The 22667-nt window shown below is 50.4% G+C and carries 13 protein-coding genes; all 13 read right to left on the reverse strand.

Annotated features, from left to right (window positions below; translation table 11 throughout):
• Positions 1 to 395 precede the first annotated feature (395 nt).
• Positions 396 to 3914, reverse strand: coding sequence for a PAS domain-containing protein (locus tag JWH17_RS21035; RefSeq protein ID WP_205224665.1), 3519 nt, complete (start codon positions 3912 to 3914; stop codon positions 396 to 398).
• Between the two features lie 85 nt (positions 3915 to 3999).
• Complete coding sequence (locus tag JWH17_RS21040) at positions 4000 to 5085, reverse strand: HD domain-containing phosphohydrolase (protein WP_205224666.1); 1086 nt, start codon at positions 5083 to 5085, stop codon at positions 4000 to 4002.
• Complete coding sequence (locus JWH17_RS21045) at positions 5082 to 6761, reverse strand: ATP-binding response regulator (RefSeq protein WP_205224667.1); 1680 nt, start codon at positions 6759 to 6761, stop codon at positions 5082 to 5084. Before JWH17_RS21045 ends, JWH17_RS21040 begins: the two co-directional genes overlap by 4 nt.
• The gene (locus JWH17_RS21050; protein ID WP_205224668.1) at positions 6758 to 7930 is read right to left on the reverse strand and encodes an FIST signal transduction protein; all 1173 of its coding nucleotides are present in this window, start codon (positions 7928 to 7930) and stop codon (positions 6758 to 6760) included. Before JWH17_RS21050 ends, JWH17_RS21045 begins: the two co-directional genes overlap by 4 nt.
• On the reverse strand, positions 7920 to 9062 hold the full coding sequence (locus tag JWH17_RS21055; RefSeq protein WP_205224669.1) for a two-component system sensor histidine kinase NtrB: 1143 nt from the start codon (positions 9060 to 9062) through the stop codon (positions 7920 to 7922). Before JWH17_RS21055 ends, JWH17_RS21050 begins: the two co-directional genes overlap by 11 nt.
• Entirely contained in the window at positions 9049 to 9561 is a 513-nt protein-coding gene (locus tag JWH17_RS21060) for a chemotaxis protein CheW (RefSeq protein WP_232371236.1), read from the reverse strand. The genes JWH17_RS21055 and JWH17_RS21060 overlap by 14 nt, the downstream gene beginning before the upstream one ends.
• Entirely contained in the window at positions 9561 to 11483 is a 1923-nt protein-coding gene (locus JWH17_RS21065; protein ID WP_205224670.1) for a chemotaxis protein CheW, read from the reverse strand. The genes JWH17_RS21060 and JWH17_RS21065 overlap by 1 nt, the downstream gene beginning before the upstream one ends.
• A 77-nt stretch (positions 11484 to 11560) precedes the next feature.
• Positions 11561 to 13615 carry a methyl-accepting chemotaxis protein gene (locus JWH17_RS21070; protein WP_205224671.1) on the reverse strand — a complete coding sequence of 685 codons (2055 nt, stop codon included), beginning with the start codon at positions 13613 to 13615 and terminating at the stop codon, positions 11561 to 11563.
• Positions 13616 to 13680: 65 nt separating this feature from the next.
• Positions 13681 to 14733, reverse strand: coding sequence for a hybrid sensor histidine kinase/response regulator (locus tag JWH17_RS21075; protein WP_205224672.1), 1053 nt, complete (start codon positions 14731 to 14733; stop codon positions 13681 to 13683).
• 208 nt (positions 14734 to 14941) lie between these two features.
• Positions 14942 to 17038 (reverse strand): methyl-accepting chemotaxis protein, encoded by a 2097-nt coding sequence (locus tag JWH17_RS21080; protein ID WP_205224673.1) that lies wholly within the window; start codon positions 17036 to 17038, stop codon positions 14942 to 14944.
• A 108-nt stretch (positions 17039 to 17146) separates the two neighbouring features.
• Positions 17147 to 19312: a CHASE3 domain-containing protein gene (locus tag JWH17_RS21085; protein WP_205224674.1), complete on the reverse strand. Its 2166-nt coding sequence runs from the start codon at positions 19310 to 19312 to the stop codon at positions 17147 to 17149.
• A 377-nt stretch (positions 19313 to 19689) separates the two neighbouring features.
• Complete coding sequence (locus tag JWH17_RS21090) at positions 19690 to 19857, reverse strand: hypothetical protein (protein ID WP_205224675.1); 168 nt, start codon at positions 19855 to 19857, stop codon at positions 19690 to 19692.
• Positions 19847 to 22667 (reverse strand): PAS domain-containing hybrid sensor histidine kinase/response regulator (locus tag JWH17_RS21095; protein WP_205224676.1); only part of this gene is annotated, 2821 nt, incomplete at its 5' end. The genes JWH17_RS21095 and JWH17_RS21090, both read right to left, overlap by 11 nt.

A 22667-nucleotide genomic window follows, 5' to 3' on the forward strand; every position in this document is an offset into this window, starting at 1 on the left:
CGTGCCGACTTTTCCCAAAAAACAGGCAATAGCTGGTATTGACAAAAAACAGCGTGGTGTCGGGAAACCAACCGCAGATCAGATCAGAATGAGCGTCGGCAAATAGCTGATAGTCCATGACCGGCTCGGTCATTGGATCCGGTGATCAGTGCCCGGTACACCGCACGCCCCGGGAGTATCTCCCGGTTGTGTGGACGGGCTATCGCTCGGGGCTTCTGTACCGTTTGCTTCAATTCTTTTAGGTCGCTTCATGCATCCTTTTCTTCGACTTGCTGCGCTGATTGATTTGCTGAGGTCACCCCCAAAGCCACAACTTGTTGTCTTTCCACAGTTTTCTTTGCGGAATCGACCATGAGACGGCTGGGATTTGCAATATTACGTTCAAGTAACTGCTATTATAATGCAATTACACGATTGCGACCACTTTGTTTTGCTTGGTAAAGAGCATCATCTGCGCGCTTAACGATAGACTCTAGTGTATCATATTTCTCAAGAGAAGTTAGACCCAGACTAATCGTTATGTACTGTGGATGATCGAATTCATAATCTTCAATATGCTGCCGTATTCTTTCTGCTAATATTACAGCTTTCTCTTTGTTAGTTTTCGGCATTAGGATAATAAACTCCTCTCCCCCCCAACGTGCAAGAATATCAACTTTTCTTATTATGGACTGCAGCTGCTGAACTAATTTAATCAGTACTTGATCACCTGCGTCATGACCATAGGTATCATTGACCGACTTAAAGTGATCAATATCCAGCATCAACAAAGCTGTCTCTTCAGGGTAACGAGAATTACTAGCAATAATGGCACCAAGATGAGTATTGAACCCGCGGCGGTTTATTGCGCCTGTCAGTGAATCTGTAGTGGCCAGTTCAAGAAGTTTAGCTTCTGCATTCTCACGTGCTTCACTTTCCCATCTTGCTACGATGATTTGCCCAAGCCCAGCGATAACTGGCGATATACAGTCCAGAGATTTCTGATCATAACCACCTGGACGATTGGCCAAACCAACCACACCAACTAATTTATCACCATAGATTATAGGGATGCCGATAAATGACATTATTCTCGGATGCCCCTTTGGAAAAACTGCACCACGTGGATCAGTAGCTGGATCGTTTGAAATAACAGGTTTTCCCGATGTAACCACTAAACCAACAAGATTATCTAACTTTCTCAATTCGTATCCTTTTTGCGAAAAATCATTATATAACTTTGTAGTCTCTGCATCCCAGGCAAGGTTAGTTAATGCATACATCTTTACATAAGGATTTCCATTATCAGATAAGACATCCCCAACAAGCCCGAACTCACTTTTCGTTATAGAGAGCAACTCTTCTAAAAACTGTGGAAAAAGCTTAAAAGGATCTGGCTCTAAAATGAATTGTTTGCGAAGATTAGCGAGACACTGAAGTATTCTGTTTAATTTATTGACATTAAGCAGTTTTGTGGCTTCATGCACGGTAAACAGAAGCTTATGCCCTTGGAAGTCGACATTTTTCACTCCAACCAGCCCGTCATGATGATTGCCGTGTTTGTCCGTGATCTCGCAGTACAGGTTATTAATGACGTCATACCGTTCAAGCTCACCGGGGTCGTATTCCAAGTCATCTAGTAGCCTTTCAATGTGGCCCAGGGCCATGACTTCTGAATCACTGTACCCAAAAATGAAGTGCACATTCGGGCAGACAAAGGTGATTCGCCCTTGGGCGTCGGTGAGGATGACCGTGTCCGTGACATTAGACAGGGTGATGCGCCATAATTCCTCACTGCGCTGCAGTTCTTCCTCGGCACACTTTCGGTTGGTGATATCAGTTACAATCCCGTCTACCCTTACCGGATTATTACTCTCATCATATATAATTTTACTCTTGTCATGTATCCATTTTACAATCCCGCCAGGAGTAACAATACGGTATTCATGCTCTGCAGTGCCATTATTGAGCAATTGTGCCAATGCGTTATCTGTTAAATGCTTATCATCAGGGTGTACAGCTTTTTGCCAGATTAATGGATCGTCATAAAAATCTTGCAGAGGTCTTTCATATACTATTTCTACCGAAGGACTTATAAATAAAACATCAAAATTCGGCCATGACAAAGACCAGATTACATCGCTCAGATTGTCCAAAATGCTTTGTATTTTTTCCTCTATTTGATTGACTACCTCATCGGCCTGCTTACGCTCGGTGATGTCGAGCCATGATCCCACGAGTCCCACGGTTTTTCCCTGGTCGTCGCGCAGCAACCTGAGGTCATCGAGTATCCAGACGAATTCTCCGTCTTTTCGCTGAAATCGATATTCATGTAACGAACGCTCGGTATCGAATACCAAGGCTGACATGGCAAGGGCTTGGTCGCGGTCTTCCGGATGCAGATGGCCTGCCCACCAGCCGGGTTGCAACACCTCATCGAGTGTGTACCCCATGATGGAGGTAACATTGGAACTCACCCAGGTTGGCGAGGAATCGGTCGCATCGAGGCTGTAGACAATCGCCGGACTGACAGTATTCAGGTAGGTCAGATGCCGCTCTCTCTTGCGCAATGCGTCTTGGACCCGCTTTTCATTAATTCTCAGGGAATAGATCTGGCTCAATCGTTGGATAACCGCCAAGTCCTGATCTGTATAGTCAAGCTGGGAATTGGCCAGGGCGATCATTCCAATTAACTCCTGGTTATACAGGACGGGAACGCCCAGAAAGCGGTGAATGGGAATGTGTCCCTCCGGAATACCCGAAGCACGATGATCATTTTTCGGATTATTGGAAAGAAGGGGCCGACAATTGCTGAGTACCCACCCCCACAAGCCGGAAAATTTTTCAAAAATAACGGTTTTGTCCGCCACCTGGCACGCATCCCATATATCCCTTGTCATGGTGTCGGAAACAAAATGCCCGGTTTGCGGGTCCAGGTAGCCTGCAAAGCCGAACGAACTGCCGGTGAGTTGTCTGGCTGTATCCAATACCAGCAGAGATATTTCCTCAAAAGACCCGGCACCGAGCAATTTTTCCGTCACTCGGGCTAGTGCCTTTTCCTCCGCGGAGTGCCGCTCCAGCTGCCTGCGCTCGGTGATGTCCTGCACCCATCCAATCGAGCGGATAATGTGGCCATCGTCATCCTTGAGGTGCCTACATCGTACATGAACATAGCGAATCTTACCGGTGGTTCTGTGCACTACCCGGTGCACAATCTCATAACCATCTCGTTTATCCCGCAACGAATCAGAATAGGCTGTATCCACGGTAGCCCGATCATCGGGATGAACCGCCTCTAAAAAGGCCGAGTAGGTGGCTGGAAATTGCCGTGGTTCAAACCCAAAAATGCGATAGGTCTCGTCCGACCAGACCAGTTTGCCGGTCTGCAGATCCAGCTCCCACCCCACCCAATGAGCAATATGTTCGGCAGCTGCTAAAAGCTCCCTGTTCCTGAGAAGATCACGGTCTTTACCGATCCTGTTGAGACCAAAGGCCAGATCACCAGCAAGTTCACGGAACAGTTCCTGCTCCTCGGCATCGCTTCCCCTGAAGCTCGGAACACAGATCGATACCACACCATAGATCCAGCCTCCGCGCTCCATACGACAAATCATTCTGGATTGGTTGGCGCATACATCTGTCAGGGGACATCCCGCGCACTCGGTGTCAGGATTCTCGACAACCACAACCATATCCTGTGCCAGGGCCTGCTGCATACAGTGCGGGAATTCACATTGGACAAACTGCTCGGCCAGGACAATCCAGGGCAGATCATAACCCAGAACCTCGGTCAAAATCTCGCAGGATTGCTCTATCAACCGCGCAGAATCGGTCCCGTCGGTAATAAGCTGGTTGATCTTACGGATGGCCAGCGGCATCTGCACCAAGTGCGCTTCTCTTTCACTTGCCTGCTGCCGGCCGCTAGTGCTGGCCATTGTGCCTCGCCGGTCACGACGGTTTTTTGAAGATGTAATTGTCGGCCGCCTCCTCATGCTTTCAAGGATTGCGACATCATTACCGCTATAGCCCTGCCGCGACTTCGCGTCCTTCGCCTTCCGAATAAAGATCCATTATTTGACGAATGGCCGGAAGTTCACTGGTAAAGATATCTACAAGAAAAGGATCAAATAATTCTCCACGGTTATCTAGAACGAAGTTTATGGCTTTGTCAAACGGCCAGGCTGACTTGTAGGGCCGGTCCGAAGTCAGAGCGTCAAAGACATCTGCCAGACAGGCTATCCTGCCCGTATAGGGGATCTGCTCGCCTTTTAAACCTCGGGGATAGCCACTGCCGTTCCATTTTTCGTGGTGGGTCAGAGCAATTTCATGAGCCATCCGCATCAGTTTGGAGTCACTATCATCAAGCAGTGTCCCTCCAATGATCGTATGTGTTTTCATAATCTCCCATTCATCCGGTGTCAATTTACCAGGTTTAAGCAGGATGGCGTCTGGAATGCCGATCTTCCCAATGTCGTGCATCGGGCTGGCATTGAGAATACGGTCGCACGATTCGCCATCAAGACCAGCTGAGCGTGCCAATGTATGACACATATAGCTCATTCGCATAATATGGGTCCCCGTTTCCTCGTCCCGGTATTCGGCGGCTCTGCCCAGGCGTTGAATGACCTGTAACCGTGTTCGATGCAGTTCTTTGGTTCTTGCGGCTACCGTTTGTTCCAAAACAGCTTTTTGGTCAACCAAGAAACGGTGCGCAAGATGTACATCCAGCAGATTGCGAACCCGCATAATCAATTCGGCACCATCAAATGGTTTGGATATGAAGTCGCGAGCTCCCTCCGACAGTGCTCGATAAATAAATTCCTTTCGACCTTGAGCAGTGAGAAAAATCACTGGGGGAAGCAAAGGATCGTTCAATTCCTGGAGCTGCTGCAAAATTTGAAAACCGTCCAAATTCGGCATATTGATATCAAGGAGAATCAGGTCAGGGTGCGCCTTTGAATAAGAGGCCAGTACTTCCCGGGCATCGTCAACCATAACGAGATGCTGATAACCATTCTGTTGTAATATCAGTTCAAGAAGTTTAAGGTTTGCAAGATCATCATCAATAATAAGAATCGTACAGTTTGTCGATCGGGACGTGTTCATACGGTTTTCTCCTTGGTGCCCCACTGGCAAAGAGCGGTAGTTTGTATTTTATCGATTACGGACCAGAATTTTGCAACATCCAGCGGCTTGCTCAAATACTCGCTAAAACCTGCTTGCAGGCCCCGGTCAATATCTGCAGGTTGTGCACCGGCACTGACGGCAACGACAGGAATTGAGCGACATAGTTCGCTTGCCCGAACTCTTGAGAGGACCTCATACCCATCCATATTCGGCAGATTGATATCCAGAAGGATCACATCCGGCTTTAGTGCGTTTGCCAGCCAAAGCCCTTGCTCCGGTACGCGAGCCCAATGCAGTACAATCTCCGGGCGTTGTTTTACTATTTTTTCCATCAACTTGACATTGCCCGGATTATCTTCAATATAGAGAATATCGAAAGGCACTGAGGCAGCCTCAGGTGTTCTTTCAAATGGTGGTAGTAAAACGTGTTCATTGCCTTGTATGTTCTCCGCCATCTGGTCATTGTCGGAAGAGGGCAGGACAAGGGTGAAGCAACTCCCGACACCAACCTCGCTCTCCACTTCCACCCAGCCGCCCATCATGGCCATCAGGCGTTGGCTGATTGTTAAACCGATTCCGGTTCCTTGGACAGTGCTTTGCTCGGCGCCAAGGCGGTTGAATGGCTGGAACACTTCCGGACATCGTGACGCTGAAATACCAATACCGGTGTCGACGATTGCTATTCGGACCCATTGGTCACGATTCTCAACAATCAGATTTACCCTCCCACCCGGTCGATTGTATTTGACCGCATTAGAAAGCACATTCAGTATTACCTGTTTCAGCTTGGTCCGATCGGCATGCACCATGCCTGTTTCGCAGCCGAGCCGACATAATCCTATATTTTGCGTTACTGCGCAGGAATCAATCATAGTCAGACATTCCTTACATATTTCAACGACATCAACTTGTTCAGGCGAAATCGTAAGATGCCCCGATTCAATCTTGGAGAGGTCAAGCAACTCATTGACTAAGGAGAGCAAATGTTGTCCGGCTTTCAGTACTTCACGGGCGTAGTCCCGGGAATCCTCAGAGAGCATTTCTTCAGAAAGGATCAACTGGTTAAAACCCAAAATGGCGTGCATTGGCGTACGCAACTCATGGCTCATGTTTGCCAAGAACTCCGATTTAGTGCGATTTGCTCGGTCTGCCTCATTTTTAGCGGCAAACAGGGCTTCATGTTGCAGCTCGGCTTGCAGACATGATTTGTAGGCGTGAGAAAATCGCTCCAGAATCGGACTGAAGAGATTGACCAGAAGTTTGGCGCTATCCGGGAGCGCGTGGGTGAAAAGAAAAAAGGTCAGTTGTCCACCGGCTTGTAAACAAAGGACATGCGGCATGCCGTCAACAGCTCTTTGCAACGGAGCCGGCACCTGAATATCTGACAGTAGGGCGTTCTCTCTGAATAACAGTTCGATGTTCGGCCAGTCGATCCTTTGGCCGACGTATTGGCGCAGTCCGTGCCCGCCAAGCGCCTGTTGCACGGTGATCATATCGTCGGATTCGCTGTCGCGCTGGATGAGTAATCCGGCGGCAAAACCGGTGTGATAAAGAAGTCGCTGCAAAAATGACCGAGTCAAGCGCTGCAGGTTGACTTCACCGGCAATAATCAACGCCATATCATACAGCGCGAGTAAATTCTGCTCGCTGTTCATTCGTCAGAATTTAATGGTATAGCTACTATGGCAGCGTTATGGAAAAGAGGATAACCGCCGGGCTGCGATTGGCCAATCTCGCCAAGAGTGAGTGCTCCATAGAGAGGCTGCGACGGAAGGAAACGGCTAAGCTCAAGCAACTCGCTACATGCTGCCGATTCCCCAAGGTGCATTCGGCGTCCGGCACAATAAAAAAACATACCTTGCGGGGCATTCGTAGCCTTGTAACTATTGCCCAATTTCACGACGGTATCCGTGCTTCCTGGTAACACCGCCTTGGCCACTGTGAGCAATGCCCCTTGCGGGATCTCTCCTATACAGAGCAACGATCCATCATCAACAACAGCAACCGGGATACGAATCAAAATTTCATTTTCTCCTCGTATCAACGCAAACGGGTAATGCACGCCGAACTGATAGAAGTTCTGGTGAGTTATTCTTTCTCCGTAGTGTTCAGCAACCAGTTGCCGATATCTATCAAAGGCGGGTTGCCAATCGATCTGGCTAACGCGATTGCCCGTAGTCGAGCTGGCGATGAGGGCCTGCTCCGGAACGATATATCCATGTTCCAACCGCCCTCCCGGATTATTTGGTAACAGAAACGCAATAACGCCGTCAGCCACCAGCCTGCTGGTATCGAACACACATGGCAGCGGTTGAAAGGTTTCACTGCCACCACATACCCCGGCATATTTGCAGGTGGTACCTACTTCGTAGAATAGTTCCTCAAGCAGGGAGGCGATTCGGTCAAACAACCCGTCAAAAATCATAAACAAGGTGGTCTTCGCTTGCTGTGGTTCGACTAGATCCCGCAATGCTGACACGGCTCGCCGTACGCCGTTTTCACTGTTCAAGTCACCGTGAAGAATATAATCGGGCATATGCATCATACCGATCAGGACAACGCCGTCAGGACGAAATGAGTCTTCAACGATGACGCGCGGGAATACCCCGCCGACCAATGCCAAGCCGGCTTCCGTCGCCGCTTGCTGCAATTTTGGCACCAATGCTTTGCTTTGTTCGGCCACCAGGGCAATAACTCCTGCACGGCTGCCATGCATTGCCCGCAAAGCAACAAGCCATTCACTTATTATGGAATCATTACCTTCTTCCGTATACAAGCAGGAAGCGACTATATCCCCTGCATTTGCAAACGTTCTACCCTTCATTCTGTTTCCCCTCCGTATCGTCACAGACAGCCGGAAAGTGCAAGATCACCGAAGTCCCTTCTCCGTAAATACTTTTTATCGCCAGGTAGCCGGAGTTTTGCCTCACTATTTCTAAAGCAGTGGCAAGACCCAGACCAATTCCGTCGCCAAGATTTTTGGTTGTAAAAAACGGTTTATACAGATGGTCGAGAACCTTTTGCGACATACCGGAGCCTTCATCGGAGATGACCACATTTACATAGTCGCCCGCTGGAAGTTCTTCGCTTTGATATTTTACGTGCCTGTTACTCGTAGAGATAGTGAGTGTGCCGAAGCCCTTCATGGCATCATGGGCATTTGTGCAGAAAATAGTAAAAAGCTCATCCAGCTGAGCAGGGTCGAGAAGTATATTCCATAGCCGCTTTTCCGGATACCACAGCACCTGAATACCGTTCCCGACTACCTCTTCATAACTTGCCAGGCGATGTTCAATCTGCTTATTAATATTGATTATCCGAGGGCTGTGGATTTGAATTCCGGCATAAGCCATTAGCCGGGCCGTGAAGGCAGCCGATCGTTGTGCAGCCCCACGGATTCCCTCTAGTTCACTCCGGCAATATGAAAAAAGATATGGATCATCAAGAAGCATTTCTGTATAACCCAGCATAACAGAAAGCATATTATTGAGTTCATGGGCTACATTGCCTGCCAGCAGGCGAACACTGGCAGGCTTCTCCCGAATGTGTTGCCGATAGGCCGGGCAACCAGAGTTTTTCAGTTTCTTTTGGAATGGGGTAATGTCTGAAACAAAACCCTCTATTACCCTTTCCGTGCCTTTTGTATCAAGACAGAAGGCTTCGACACCCAACAACATCGTTTGGCCGTCCTTGGTTTTTCGCTGCAGCGAACAGTTTTTAGCACTGCCTGTTTGCGCAAGTTGTTTCACAAATCGCTGCAGATCGTCGTTATCCGCAAACAGATCGACCAATATATTTTTCCCACAAGGTTCGTTGCAATCAAGAAGAGCTGCCATTGCCTCATTTATCTGCAGCAGGTGGCCACTTTCGGTCATGGAAAAGATGCCGACGGGACTCCTGTCAAAAAAGAGCCGGTAAAAATGTTCCGGCGTGCTTAAGGTATTAGTTTTTTCCATGGGAAGTGCTGCCCTGCTCTGTCGTTGATTGAGTCATCGCACAATCATCGAGGCTCATTACCTTGTCGATATCGAGCAAACCGATGATCTGCGTTTCAGTTTTAAATACGCCGGTAAAATAGATATGCTCGATGGAGCACAGATTCGCCGGAGCTTGCTCCATCGAATTGGCTTCAACAACGACCATATCACCAATGCTGCTGACCAAGAGACCAGCGCTGCCGTCAAAAGAATTGACAACGATGTTGCGCGTTCTCTCACCCATTTCGGTTTTACCAAGACCCAACTTTTTACAAAGATCGACAATGGTGACGATCCTACCACGCAGATTGAACACGCCGACTACGTAGTCGGGAGCCTGCGGTATCGGAGTACGCTGAATGATTTTGTTGATTTCCTGGATCTGCAGGATGTCAATGCCGCATTGTTCCTTGCCCACGGTAAAAGTGGCGAGCTCCAATGTTTGCCGCTGCCCGTTACGCATCCTTGTGATATGCATTAGCGCCTCCCTGATGATGTCGACCATTCCGGATAGAGCCGGCCGACCATTTCGTCGATATCCACCACCATGGTGGTTTGCCCATCAATGATTACCGAACCGGCGATGCCGGGCTGCCGTAGCGAGGTATCGTCGATTCGGTTGCCGATCTCCCTGGTATCAATCGGCCCACAGGCAAGCAAACCGACACTATGCTCTTGATAAGAAAAGACCATTATCAGCAGATCATCGTGTTCTGCCAATGGCTGAACCGAGGCAACTTCATCAATACCTATCAGGTTCAGGCTGCCACCCCGATACTGCATAACCCGCTTACCACCCAGATTTTCAATATCGCCGCGCTTTATTTTCTCGATTCGCTCCACTTGATCGAGACGGATACCGAACTGTTCATGCTCGGCGCACCGGAAGATCAGCATTGAGTGGTTTTCCTCTACGTTTTCAGTTGCTTCAGAGTCACCAGCCTGCACATTCAGGTGGTCGCCCATCAAGGTAAGCTGTGCCATAGCTGCCAGGTTGGCAACATCCAGGATAAGTGCTATCCGGCCATTCCCCATAATCGTTGCACCCGCATATCCCCGGCACTGTTGCAAATGACGGTCAAGTGGCTTGATGACAATCTCTTCGCTGTCCTGCAGACTATCAACGATAAGTCCGTAGGTGCAGTTTCCCGCCGAAACAACAACGATATTCAAGGCACTGTTCGCTGACTGTCGACGATCGGGAGCTTCCCGTCTGGAAACCAGATCTTCTTGATCGAGGATGACCGGAATATCTTCGCTGTCTGCTTTCCTGCTTCGCCGATCGGCAATGCGCAAGCGCCGGTCAACTCTGATTTCGTCATCATCGGGATCGATATAGGTTCGCTGAATCTCAAGCACGTCGGCAAGCCTTACCAGAGGCAATAGTTTACCGCGCAGACGGACCACTTCAGCGCTGCCGACCAGTTCTATACGTTCCTTGACCTGGATTGCCGGAATACGTAACAACTCCTCGAGGTTAGCCTGCGGGATGGCATAACGTTCATCTTCGCTCATGATCACCTGGCACGGGATAATAGCCAAAGTCAACGGCAGCCTGACCGATACGACGGTGCCGCCGACAGCGAACTCATCTATTTCGATCTGCCCGCCGAGTTTGTCAATGGCCGCTTTGACATCGCCGAAACCGTCGACCCGCGGCACGCTATCAGCGCAGCAGAGACCGGGAGAAAATGCCAGGTTGAGCTTTTCTTTATCGCTTAATCCCTGGCACTGCTCAAGGCTCACTATTTCGCTACGCACCGCTTCGATGGCAATCCGTTCGCTATCCGGAGCCACACCGTCATCCTTAATCTCGATAACGACCTGACCCGCCTCATGCAAGGCGCCCAAAAGGATGGTCCCCTGTCTCGGCTTGTCTTGAACGCTCCTCTGATCAGGAGAATCGATCCCGTATTCAGCGGCTCTACGAACCAGATGAAGCAACGGTGCACTGATTGCATCAATGATGGTCTTGTCCAACTCGACATCACGACCGAAAATGCTCAACTCGATCCGTTTACCGGTAACATCGGCGATATCGTTAACCACACCAGGCAAGGTATCGAAGATCGTACCGATCGGCTGCATACGGGCGTGCATGATCGCTTCCTGCAATTCGGAGGTGATCAAGTCGATACGTTGGCCGACGCTTTCTGCGCATTTGAGGTCATTGACCGTAATCGTCTGCAACAGCTGGTTGCGACTCAGCACCAGTTCACCGGCAAGCGTCATCAGAGAGTCCAGCAAGCTGACCTGTACCCGTATCGCCTCCAGACCGGTTGATCCGTCATTGTCATCAACTCGATAGGTCAGTGCTGGCATTGCTTCGTTGCTGCCTTTATCCGGGTTCAACTCAGGGTGTGTAATGGGCTTCGCCGTTTCATTTTCAGGTTGGTGCACTATGCCGTATCCTCGTCAAGTAAAGTCACTCAGGTAAAATAGGCCAGGCTGTTATGACTCAGCCTGGCCTTTACCACTCAGGCTAGCTTGAAGCCTCGTACCAGCCCGTTCAGTTGCTCGGCAAGCCGAGAGAGTTCGGTGGCACTTTCATTAACGTTGTGGCTGCCCTGGTTGACCTCTCCGGAGCTATTGTTAATCTCGCTGATATCTTTTGTAATATCGGTGATTGCCACTGTTGATTGGGCGACATTTTCATTCACCTCGGCAATGCCGTCCGAGGCCTGGGCGATATTTTCCGAGATTTCCGAAGTGGCGGCCGATTGCTGTTCGACAGCCGTGGCGATGGTGGTGACGATCTCGTTGATTTCATTAATAACGTGGCCAATCTTGTCGATATCGGTAATCGCACCACCAGTGGTATGCTGCATCTCCTCAATCTGTTGTTTGATATCGACAGTGGCACTAGCGGTCTGTTTCGCCAGTTCCTTGATTTCATTGGCCACAACGGCAAACCCTTTACCGGCCTCACCGGCCCGGGCCGCCTCGATGGTGGCGTTGAGGGCAAGCAGGTTGGTCTGCTCGGAGATCTCGGTAATCGCTTCGGTGACCATGCCGATCTTGTCGGCGGCCTGGCCGAGGTCATTCATTTTCGACGAGGCCTGCTGCGACTGGCCCACCGCCTGCTCGGAGATATCCTTGGCCTTCGCGGCATTCTGGGCAATTTCCTGGACCGTACAGGACATTTCTTCGGTGGCGGTGGCGACCATGCCGACATTGCCGGCCGACTGCTCCATGGCGGCTGATACCGAACTCATATTGGTACTCATTTCCTCGGCAGCCGACGCAACGCCGGCGGACCGGGAAGAGGCATCCTCGGAATTGGTCGAGAGCTGCGTGGCAATGGCGGAGAGCTCGGTTGACGAAGAGGAGAGAGTCGCCACCCCATTGGTGATATCGGTGAACATCGAGCGAAGGCTGGCGACCATGGTCTTCATGGCGGCCAGCAGTTGACCGGTTTCGTCCTTACTGTCGACCTGGATATCCACGGTCAGATTGCCCTGGGCCAGCTCCTCGCAAACGGCAACCGCTTTGGTCAATGGCCGGGTGATGGCCCGGGTGATCAAAAAAGCGATGAGGGCCGCCATAAGAACACCGGCTAACGCCGCGACGGCCGAAATGAACGCCTGTCGTACCGCAAAGTGATGGGCACTTTCTACTTCATGTTCGGCCACTTCATTATTGATCGCCACGAGTCGATCAAGAAGATCAATTGCTTTCTTTTCCACCTCACGGAGGTCATTGAGAGCGAAATGCCTGATTTCGTGCAGCTGCTCCTGCGCTTCTTCAGCCAGATGCAAAATCTTAGCGAATCGAGCCAAGGTTTCCTTCACATTTGGGGCAAAAACATTCCGATACACATAATCTGCTTGATCGGCTTGCCCGGATGCAACCAGCTCCTTGATCTGCTTGACACTTTCGTGCGTCTTTGTGTGAGGACCTGCAGTTTCTTCTATTAATTGCCGCATCTGTGGATTACTCGTCTTGAAGCCGGCAACCCACGTACCAAAATTGCACGTTATAGGATTGTCACCGCCATCAAACTGCTCCCCGTTTTGGATCAACTTTAAAATCCGTGCTTCCAGCCTGTTATGATCGCCGATAAAAGTTTGGATATGATTTGTCAAAGCCGCTGGGTCTCCGAGATCAAGACCATCAATTAGTCGGGCCGAATCAAAAAAGGTGTTGTTTTCTGAGCGCCACTGCTCCCATGCCGGGACGAATTGTTTCCATACATCCGCCTCTTCAGGTGTCTGGGGCAACGGCTCATAGACCTGCCAGGCAGCTTGATATTCCTCCCGTATTTTACCGATGTCAGTGTACTGACGTTCCCGCTCTTTTCGCTCCAACCCAAAATCAAGGATTGTGCGTTGCACAACCTTGAGGGCATTTGCATTTTCTTTGATGATCAGTAAACTTTCAACGCTCGGCAGACGGACGATGCCGATTTCATCGATTGACTGCTCGTTTTTTACCGCCCCGTAATATCCGAATAAGCCCAGAAACATGGCAATCAGTGCGATACTGCCGAAAGAAAAATACAATTTAGTTGCCAGCTTGAGATTTTTCCACATAATGCAAACTCCTTGTCTTAATGGTTGAAATGTCAAATACGTCGATTACTTTTTATCTTCTCCGCTCATGTCTTGGGCAACGGCAAGGTCAGCATGAAACACGTGCCATGACCAGACGTGGAGGTGACCTTGATCGTGCCGTTATGCTCGTTAACTATCTCCCTGGCAATGGCCAGGCCAAGTCCGGTACCATGGATTTTGGAGGTGTTGTACGGTTTGAAAATATCCTCGATCTGATCTGTGGGAATGCCGCAGCCGTTATCGCTGATGACGAGCAATGCGTTGTTGCGGTCATCAGATATTACCAAATCGATGTTCATAACTTTTTCAGGACATCCGGCCATGGCCTCAATCCCATTTACCAGCAGATTCTTGAAAACATCTCCAAGGCATCCTTGATCCCCCACAATGTTGACGACTTCTTCCGGAAAATTTTTACTAAGCGTCACGTCATTAACGCTTAAAAACCCGGAAAACTCTGATATTACGGAGTCGAGCAAGTCAACCAGGTCGAACTGCCGCTTCTTCAGTCTGATGGCGCCGCGACCGAGATGCATGATTTTCTTGTTTATCCCGCTAATCATGCTGGTTGCCTGCATAATCAAGGTCAGATTTTTTTTCAGGGTCTCCTTCTCTTCAATCTTCAACAAACTCAGCTGGGCATGCCCGTTGATGACGTGCAGCGGATTGTTGATCTGGTGAATAATCCGGGGCAGCAGACGTTCAATAGTTCTAGTCGGTTGTTTATCATTCTGCACTTGCTGTATACGCTCGATTTCAGAGAGCAATTCGTTCATGGTGAAAGGTTTTTCGAGAAACCCGTCGCACCCGTGTTGAAGGGCTTTGACAACGAGTTTTTTATCACCGTACGCCGTTATCAGTATGATCGGAATTGAGTTGTCATGCCCCTTTGCTGCGTGCAATAATTCCATACCGTTCATCTTAGGCATGAGATAATCGGTGACGACAATATCGATATCGGTTCGCTGCTCCGACAACAGGGCCAGCGCCGTCGGCCCGTCGGATGCCTCTATCGTTTTATACCCATTAGTTAATAAGCCCATTTTCAATGAATGCAGAATATGGGGATCATCATCGACAAGTAAAATCGTATTCATTGGTATGACGCCTCCTGTAAGGTGTCTGTGTTGTGTTCCTGCAGTGTTTTACACAACTAGTGTGCCAGTATTATGATGCGTCACGCCACTCCTACTCTTGCTCCTAGTCATACTTCTTACCGCTTTATATGTGACTGCCAAAGAGAAACGTGTCATACCGACCCCTTCGAGGCGGCCGGTATATACTTACGGTCCAAGCCATCCGGCTTCAGTTCAATTTGAACCGCTTAACCAATTCGTCCAGCTGTTCGGCTAGGCGTGATAATTCCCCGGCACTTTCCTTGACATTACCGCTGCCCTCACTGACCTCGGCGGAGCTATTGCTGATATCACTGATCTCCTTTGTGATATCGCCCACCGCCACCGAACTCTGGGCCACGTTCTCGTTGACCTCGGCAATGCCCGCCGAAGCCTGCGATACATTCTCGGATATTTCCGTGGTTGCCGCCGATTGCTGCTCGACCGCAGAGGCGATTGTGGTAATCACCTCGTTAATCTCGGTGATGACCGAGGCGATGGCATTGATATCTTCAATAGTTCCGCCGGTCGTGGTCTGCATTTCATCGATCTGCTTTTTAATATCGACAGTCGCCTCGCCGGTCTGTTTGGCAAGTTCCTTGATTTCGTTAGCTACAACGGCAAAACCCTTGCCGGCCTCTCCTGCCCGGGCCGCCTCAATGGTTGCATTGAGCGCAAGCAAGTTGGTCTGTTCAGAGATTTCAGTAATCGTCTCCGTCACCTTACCGATCTTGCCAGCGGCCTCGCCCATCTCATTGATCTTAGTAGAAGTCTGCTGCGACTGGGCAACGGCGTGCTCGGAAATATCCTTGGCCCTGGCGGCGTTCTGGGCGATTTCATTGACCGTGGAAGACATTTCCTCGGTGGCGGTGGCCACCATACCCACATTACTCGACGACTGCTCCATCGCCGCCGATACCGAGTTCATGTTGGTACTCAACTCCTCGGCTCCGGAGGCCACAGTGGTGGCTCGGGAGGTGGTGGCCTCGGCATTGTTTGTGAGCTGCTCGGACACGGCCGATAACTCAGTGGAGGAAGATGACAACGTCGCCACCCCCCTGCCAATATCTGTAAACATACCGGCCAAGTCAACAACCATAGCATTGAGGGAACGACCCAGTTGTCCCACCTCGTCCCTCTGGTCGATGTCGACCTTTCGAGTCATATCCCCTTTAGCAATTGCTTTTGCCAGATCGACACATTGGGACAGCGGCTTGGCGATTTGATTTCCGAGAAAAAGCGCAATGAGTACCGAGAAAGCTATTAGCCCCCCCCCTACTACCAAGAGTGCCCAGACAAATTTCTGTATTGGCCGTTTAACTTCTGCTTCATCTATTTCAGCCAGCAGCGCCCAGGAGGTTTTTCCCACTTGCACCGGGGTATAGGCTGACAGCACCGGGTTGCCGTTGTAATCAATTATTACCTGTCGTTCGGTGTTGCCGGCCAAAGCGTCTCGCGCACCTACAGTTTCCACCTTCCCCAAAGAGGGTTTTTTGAACGAGGCAAGCACCGTGTGATTTTTCGGGTCTAGATATGAGTCGGACCGCATAAGTGAATCCTGTCCTACCAAATATGTTTCGCCGGTTTTCCCCATCCCCGAGCGCTCCTGCATAATTCTGTTTACGGCTTCAAGCGAAATCTGTAAGGCAACTACACCGATAACACGTTGGTTCTCCTTGATGGGAGCTGCCAGAAACTGTGCCGGAGCCCCGGCAGACGGCGCATACGGCTTGGTATCGGACAAGGCTGCCCTACCAAGACGGGCAATACGCCACACGTCCCGAAGCGATGATTCTACCTGTTCGGTACGCTGGCCAAAATCGGCCTCCTTGGTGACGGTAAAACATACATCACCGTGCTCGGCGTCCATAAGGAACAGGTCGTAATAACCGTGTTCCTCCATATAATATTTCAGGTAGGGAAAATGAATATCATGCACCCTTGTATACGCAGCAGGTGCGTCATATGCTTCATTGGTCCGCCCACGAAAAATGGAACTGCCGTAATCTGAGGCACGAAAGATCTCATTCAATTCGACGTAGGCCTCTCTGATATACGGGTTGCCTGCCAAGACCTTGACGTCCCCCAGACGTTCTTGAAAAAACGATTGAATCTGACCTTTTTTGATGTCCCTTACGGCTATGAGCTCGGCATAGGATTTCTTCATTAATGCTTTGTTCATCTGGACATAAGTCGTTGCTCCGCTGATAAGCAGAGGCAGCGTAGCTATTGCGACAAACAATCCGACCAGCTTGGGTCTCATTGCAATATTGCCTAGTTTGAGCATTTGTTTTCTCCCATTACATTAATGGTCACTACTCACGGAGGATGTAAATCATTGATTTACATCCCTCTACGCTGTACGTGTGAGCAGAGTTCCCATTAATATTTTTTCCTATTCCAGTTTGAACCGCTTGACCAGTTCGTCCAGCTGTTCGGCTAGGCGTGATAATTCCCCGGCACTTTCCTTGACATTACCGCTGCCCTCACTGACCTCGGCGGAGCTATTGCTGATATCACTGATCTCCTTTGTGATATCGCCCACCGCCACCGAACTCTGGGCCACGTTCTCGTTGACCTCGGCAATGCCCGCCGAAGCCTGCGATACATTCTCGGATATTTCCGTGGTTGCCGCCGATTGCTGCTCGACCGCAGAGGCGATTGTGGTAATCACCTCGTTAATCTCGGTGATGACCGAGGCGATGGCATTGATATCTTCAATAGTTCCGCCGGTCGTGGTCTGCATTTCATCGATCTGCTTTTTAATGTCGACAGTCGCCTCGGATGTCTGTTTGGCAAGTTCCTTGATTTCGTTAGCTACAACGGCAAAGCCCTTGCCGGCCTCTCCTGCCCGGGCCGCCTCAATGGTTGCATTGAGCGCAAGCAAGTTGGTCTGTTCAGAGATTTCAGTAATCGTCTCCGTCACCTTACCGATCTTGCCAGCGGCCTCGCCCATCTCATTGATCTTAGTAGAAGTCTGCTGCGACTGGGCAACGGCGTGCTCGGAAATATCCTTGGCCCTGGCGGCGTTCTGGGCGATTTCATTGACCGTGGAAGACATTTCCTCGGTGGCGGTGGCCACCATACCCACATTACTCGACGACTGCTCCATCGCCGCCGATACCGAGTTCATGTTGGTACTCAACTCCTCGGCTCCGGAGGCCACAGTGGTGGCTCGGGAGGTGGTGGCCTCGGCATTGTTTGTGAGCTGCTCGGACACGGCCGATAACTCAGTAGAAGAGGAAGAAAGGGTCGCTACACCCTTGGAAATATCGGAGAACATCGAGCGGAGATTCTCAGTCATGCTCTTCATGCTCGCATATACGCCGACGTTTTTTGATGTATCCTCATTAAATTTCATGGATAAATCGCCGCTGGCAATCAGGCCGGCAATATGTTCTATATCAGCGGGGTCGCTACCGAGCTGCTGCATTGCGCTCCGGGTTATGTAGGCACTGGTTAAGAGACCAAGTATAATGGCAACAATTGTGAGGCCGATAACAATTACGAACGTGTTTTTCACCCGCTTTTCATTGTCTGCTTTGCGGGTTGCCATCAAGCCCTTTTCCTCACCGGTGAAATCCGCTATCAACTGCCGGAATTTATCAAAATACACTTTACCCCGAGCCTCTGCCACAAGGTCCGCCATGTCATCCATTGTTCTGCTATCACCGATATCTCGGCGAAGCTGAATCGTCGGTTCCGTCACATTTACCTGCCAAGCTTTGATCGTCTCCTGTACCTCGCCGAGTAATTGAACTTGTGCGGGGTTGTCGCTGACTGTCTCTTTCATTTTGGCAACATGTTCATAGAAATTCTTTTCACCGTTTTTATACGGTTCAAGGAACTCTTCGCGACCGGCAAGCAGATAACCTCGCATACCGGTTTCCATATCAACGGCGTATGCCACGATATCTCCGGCTTTCAGTATCAATTCATAGGTATGCTCGACCCAACCATTAAGTTGCTTGAATCTATTTATGTTATCGAGCGAGTCGAGGGTTATGGAGCGAGCTTCGCCTTTACGCTTATCCAGCAAAGCCATCTCGCGATCAATAAAGGTCAGCATCTGACTGCGGAACTTGTCGAAATACTGTTTCCCGCGGGCTTTACCAACCAGACTGGCCATGTCATTCATGGTTTTAGCGTCACCGATCTGCCGACGAAGGGCGATGGTCGGCTCGGTCACATCCTTTTGCCATTCCTTCAAAACCTTGTCGATTTCCCCCAATCTTTCCACCTGCTTGGGGTTATCACTTACTGTTCCCTGGAGAGTGGATATTTTTTCATATGTTTGCCTTTCTCCCTCCGTGTAGGGAGCCAGGAACGAATCTTTTCCGGCAAGCAGATAGCCACGCATTCCGGTTTCCATATCAACGGCCGACATTATGACGGATCTAGCTTTTCCCAAGACTTGATGGGTATGTTCTACCCATTCATTACTTTTGACCAATGCATTGATATTGACGATGGTCACTATCCCCACGATAGCCAGCAGTATCAAGGGGATGAGTCCACCCAAAATGATTTTAACTTTCAACGTTAATTTATCCAGCCTCATATTATCTCCTTACAATTTGAGTTTGGTTTTTTACAAAAAAACCATATCTCATAACCGACTGTTATCATACAACTTATGAGAAATTGCAATGTATTGGCATGACGCCTCCGGTGAGGTGTCTGCGTTGTGTTTCAGCAGTGTTTATACAACTAGTATGCCAGTATTGTGATATTTCGCACAACATCTTGATTGTAGGGAGAATAGTATGTCCAAAACGAGGAGACGCTGCTTGTCGCGGAACGGTACGTTGTATACCAACAGAGCCGCAAAAGAAGGGCTAACATATTTACATTGTGAGCAATACAAGAAAACGTTACGGAATGTACCGGCGGTACGAAACGTACCGGCAATGGTGACAGGTGTGGCTATCGTTGGTATTACATGATATTAGGAGGATTCCACTCTGCTGCAGCCAGGGCCGCTGCTTTGTAGAGGAGCGCCACCATTCGATGACCGGCATAGAGGGAGGATACTATCTTGCAGAAGACCCAGGGTTGCCGGTGTGTGGTCCACCCGCATGGCGTTTGCCTGGGCTCATTCTTCATCCAGCCCTCCCCCTTTCCCGGCAAGCAGGGCATTGAGGCGAGGGTAGTCGAAGACGTCGGCCAGTTTGCCCAGCTTTCTCACCAATTCAGGATGGGATTCGACCGCCTGCTCGAGCAGCTCCTCGAACAGGCCCATATCGCCTTCTTCAACCGCCTGCATCAGCTTTTTCCGCAGCGCTTCAGACAGCTCAGATACTGCCTCGATTGTCGGTGCGGGGAGTTTCTGGTCGTTGTCCTCCCTGTGCACATACCGCAACCCCAGGCAACGCCCGAGTATCTCGAGTAATTCCCAAGGTTGAAATGGCTTGCGCAGGTAACCATCCACACCGGCATCCAAGGTTTTCTGCTGCCCCTCGGTAAAGGCACTGGCAGTCAGGGCGATGACCGACGTGTCCAGGCCCGCAGCAGTGGCTTTAATCCGCCGCGTGGCCTCATAGCCGTCCATGTCCGGCATACGCATATCCATCAGTACCGCATCGGGCTTAATCTTCTTCGTCAGCGCCAGAGCTTCTATACCGTTGACGGCCTGGGATACCTCAAAACCGATGGGTGCCAGAAGGGCTTTCACCAGCACCCGGTCGTCTGAATTATCGTCCACCACCAGAATCCGCACCGGACCGGTGTCCGCTTCAAGACCGATCGCCTCCCTGTATGCCGGTGCCCCGGTTCCTGAAATCGCTTTTCCTTGTGCCATGTCCACCGTGAAGATAAAACAGCTACCCCGACCCGGCTCGCTCACAACCCGGATATCCCCGCCCAGCAAGACGGCATATTCCCGGCAGATGGAGAGCCCCAGGCCGGTTCCACCTATGTTCATCGGAAATTCGACCTGATCGAAGGGACGGAAGATGGATTCCAGGTTCTCCGCGGATATCCCGATACCGCTGTCTTTCACTTCGATGTTCAGCCTGAGCGTCTCTTTTTGCACCACATCATCTCTCTGACACACATCACCGCGGACCCGGACGCTGATACCACCCTTCTCGGTGAACTTGAAGGCATTACTCAGCAGATTGAGAAAAATCTGCTGTAATTTCGTGCGATCCCCATACAAAAACTCCGGTACAGCATCATCTTGTTCCACCACCAGGTGCAGTCCTTTGGCCTCACAGCGGGAGCGGAACATCTCCTCAAGGTCCAGCAGCAGTTGGTGCATGGAAAAGTTGACCGGCCTGATCTCCAGGTGCCCTGCTTCGATCCTGGAAATCTCCAGAATGTCGTTGATGATATCCAGCAGGCTTTGGCCGCTGCGGAGAACAACCTCCACTTCACTGCGCTGCCGCTCCGTGAGTATCGAATCCCTTGCCAGCAATTGGGAAAAGCCGATCACCGCGTTCAGTGGCGTGCGCAGTTCGTGGCTCATATTGGAGAGGAACTGGCTTTTGGCCTTGGTGGAGGCTTCGGCCCGTTTCTTGGCAAGAATTAACTCTTTCCTGCTTTCAATCAATTCGGTAGCTTCATGAAGGACATAGAGATATCTGTGCTCTTGGATAGATACCTTTTTCACATCAATCAGCACATGATGTTTTTTACCGTATTGATCGATGATTTCACGTTGAATGTTCTGAACTGACCCACTGCATTCCAAGAGTTCCATGACCTCTATTAACGGCCCCGTTACGTTTTCGATCCTGCTCTTGGCCAGCATTTCATTTTCAGCAAGGCCGAACAAAAATGATACGTTGGGACAGACAAACGTTATGAACCCTTGTTCGTCGGTCATGATGACGGTATCAGAAATGCTGGATAGAGTTATGCGCCAGAATTCTTCGCTTTGTTGCAGCTCCTTTTCCGCCCGCTTGCGGTCGGTGATGTCCATGAGAATGCCTGAAACCTTGGCTATTCGATCGCCTTTCCATGCCGCCTGGCCTGTGGTGTGAATCCACATGGGCTGCCCTGCAGTATTGGTAAAGGGAACCTCGAAGTCATACGGCTCACCTGTGGAGACGCACCGCTCGAAAGCTTTCAGCACATCTTCGCGTGCTTCAGGATGGTAGCAGGCCAGGCTCCTGGCAATATGTTCCGGCGATCCGAGTTCGTATTCATCCGGTGTGAACCCATGGATCCGGTATGTCTCATCGGTCCAGACCATAGACTGCCTTTCCATATCCCATTCCCAGCCGCCTATCTTCCCCATGCGCTGGGATTTACGCAGGAGCTTTTCTGCTTTTTCCAGTTCCTCAGTTGCCTGCTTTTGCCTGGTTATATCATTGGTGACCAGGATCGCGCACCTTTGCCCCTGCACCACCACAAGGGAAACACTGAACTGTACCCAGAGGCTTTTTCCCTTTTCCTTATCCCGGAGGATTTCCATTTCCCGGTTCTCTGTCCCATCGATCGCGCCGGCCAGTACCTGCGCAATTGCGGTGTTGATTTCACAGTCCGGACAGTCGGCGGTGCTGCCGCAACCATCTGGATGATTGTGACGATGGCAGCAGCCGATATAGTCACCGTAGCGGAGCGAACCCGGTTTGTTTTCTTCAATGCCGAACATGGCCCTGGCGGAGGGGTTGTCGGAGATAATCCGCGCGTTCTGGTTGAATACCAGGATGCCCGAAAGGACGGCGGACAGGATGGCTTTAAGATTGTTGTTGCCGTCGTTGAGTTCGTTTGTGGTCCGGGTAAGTGCCACTTCAGCCTTCTTACGATCGGTTATATCACTGAGCACCAAGTAGCATACGGGGGGGGGGCCGTCTTCCGCCTGGGCTGCGTTTACCGTCAGTTGAGCCCAGAGCAATGCGCCATCCGGCTTGACCAGCCGCAGATCACATTCCTGGGGTTCGCCCGTCTCAATGAGCTGTTTCCGATGC

The sequence above is a fragment of the Desulfogranum marinum genome (genome assembly GCF_016918565.1).
GTDB classification, from domain to species: domain Bacteria; phylum Desulfobacterota; class Desulfobulbia; order Desulfobulbales; family Desulfobulbaceae; genus Desulfogranum; species Desulfogranum marinum.

Excerpts from the sequence above, each read along its gene's own strand:
- JWH17_RS21035 (WP_205224665.1), bottom strand. The coding sequence starts at position 3,914 with ATGGCCAGCACTAGCGGCCGGCAGCAGGCAAGTGAAAGAGAAGCGCAC.
- JWH17_RS21040 (WP_205224666.1), bottom strand. The coding sequence starts at position 5,085 with ATGAACACGTCCCGATCGACAAACTGTACGATTCTTATTATTGATGAT.
- JWH17_RS21050 (WP_205224668.1), bottom strand. The coding sequence starts at position 7,930 with ATGAAGGGTAGAACGTTTGCAAATGCAGGGGATATAGTCGCTTCCTGC.
- JWH17_RS21070 (WP_205224671.1), bottom strand. The coding sequence starts at position 13,615 with ATGTGGAAAAATCTCAAGCTGGCAACTAAATTGTATTTTTCTTTCGGC.
- JWH17_RS21075 (WP_205224672.1), bottom strand. The coding sequence starts at position 14,733 with ATGAATACGATTTTACTTGTCGATGATGATCCCCATATTCTGCATTCA.
- JWH17_RS21085 (WP_205224674.1), bottom strand. The coding sequence starts at position 19,312 with ATGAGGCTGGATAAATTAACGTTGAAAGTTAAAATCATTTTGGGTGGA.
- JWH17_RS21060 (WP_232371236.1), bottom strand. The coding sequence starts at position 9,561 with ATGCATATCACAAGGATGCGTAACGGGCAGCGGCAAACATTGGAGCTC.
- JWH17_RS21045 (WP_205224667.1), bottom strand. The coding sequence starts at position 6,761 with ATGAACAGCGAGCAGAATTTACTCGCGCTGTATGATATGGCGTTGATT.
- JWH17_RS21055 (WP_205224669.1), bottom strand. The coding sequence starts at position 9,062 with ATGGAAAAAACTAATACCTTAAGCACGCCGGAACATTTTTACCGGCTC.
- JWH17_RS21080 (WP_205224673.1), bottom strand. The coding sequence starts at position 17,038 with ATGCTCAAACTAGGCAATATTGCAATGAGACCCAAGCTGGTCGGATTG.
- JWH17_RS21090 (WP_205224675.1), bottom strand. The coding sequence starts at position 19,857 with ATGAAGAATGAGCCCAGGCAAACGCCATGCGGGTGGACCACACACCGG.